The 265-nt window shown below is 34.7% G+C and carries 1 protein-coding gene; it reads left to right on the plus strand.

Annotated elements, in window-relative coordinates; translation table 11 throughout:
• Positions 1 to 265, plus strand: a 265-nt coding sequence (locus tag ELQ10_RS08525) for a L,D-transpeptidase family protein (protein WP_166739197.1), incomplete at both ends; no start/stop codon positions are given.

Below are 265 nucleotides of genomic sequence, written 5' to 3' on the forward strand. Positions count from 1 at the left end.
TCCTAATTTACTTGATAAAGTTCAAGGCAAAACAGGCGGAGGGATTTGGATACATGGCTATCCTTTAGATGGAACAAGATTGGATGAATTTAAAACGCGTGGTTGCATAGCCTTATTTAATGAAAATCTTGAAGAATTTGCAAAAGTAGTACAAGATAAAAAAGTATTTGCTATGACAGAGGAAAAAGAAAAAGTAAGAGCCAAAAAAGAAGATATAGCTGCTTTACTTGCAGATCTTTTTGCTTGGAAGCTAGCTTGGACAGAT

It is taken from the genome of Campylobacter sp. US42a (assembly GCF_004379055.1).
GTDB lineage: Bacteria > Campylobacterota > Campylobacteria > Campylobacterales > Campylobacteraceae > Campylobacter_D > Campylobacter_D jejuni.